Below are 856 nucleotides of genomic sequence, written 5' to 3' on the forward strand. Positions count from 1 at the left end.
AGGACACCTCTGAGATGAAGATGACGACCGAAGAAGCTTTTGTGAAGACGTTGCAGATGCATGGAATTGAGCATGCGTTTGGGATTATCGGGTCGGCGTTCATGCCGATTTCGGATTTGTTTCCGCGTGCGGGGATCACGTTTTGGGACTGTGCGCATGAGGGGTCTGGCGGGATGATGGCGGATGGCTATACGCGGGCCACGGGCAAGATGTCGATGATGATCGCCCAGAACGGCCCCGGCATCACCAACTTCGTCACCGCTGTGAAGACCGCCTATTGGAACCACACGCCGCTTCTTCTTGTGACGCCGCAGGCTGCCAACAAGACCCTCGGCCAGGGCGGGTTTCAGGAGGTCGAGCAGATGGCCGCCTTCAAGGACATGGTGGCCTATCAGGAAGAGGTGCGCGATCCGACGCGTGTGGCCGAAGTCCTCAACCGGGTGATCCTCAACGCCAAGCGCGCCTCGGCCCCGGCCCAGATCAACATGCCGCGCGACTTCTGGACCAAGGTGATCGACATCGACCTGCCCGCCATCGTCGAGTTTGAACGCCCCGGCGGCGGTGCAGAGGCGCTGGCCGAGGCGGCAGACCTTTTGTCCTCGGCCAAGTTCCCGGTGATCCTCAACGGCGCGGGCGTTGTCCTTGGCGGCGCGATCCCGGCCTCCATGGCGCTGGCCGAGCGGCTCGATGCGCCGGTCTGCTGCGGCTATCAGCACAACGACGCCTTCCCCGGCTCGCACCCGCTCTTTGCCGGGCCCTTGGGCTATAACGGCTCCAAGGCCGGGATGGAGCTCATCGCACAGGCCGATGTGGTTCTCGCGCTTGGCACCCGCCTCAACCCGTTCTCGACCCTGCC

General features: G+C 63.4%; 1 protein-coding gene. It reads left to right on the forward strand.

What is annotated here, in order from left to right; all coding sequences use genetic code 11:
* Positions 1–14: 14 nt before the first annotated feature.
* Positions 15–856, forward strand: an 842-nt coding sequence (locus R1W01_RS18385; RefSeq protein WP_317275468.1) for a thiamine pyrophosphate-binding protein, incomplete at its 3' end; no start/stop codon positions are given.

Origin of the sequence: Shimia sp. FJ5 (assembly GCF_032918335.1) — a bacterium.
In the GTDB taxonomy this organism is placed as follows: Bacteria; Pseudomonadota; Alphaproteobacteria; order Rhodobacterales; family Rhodobacteraceae; genus Shimia; species Shimia aestuarii_A.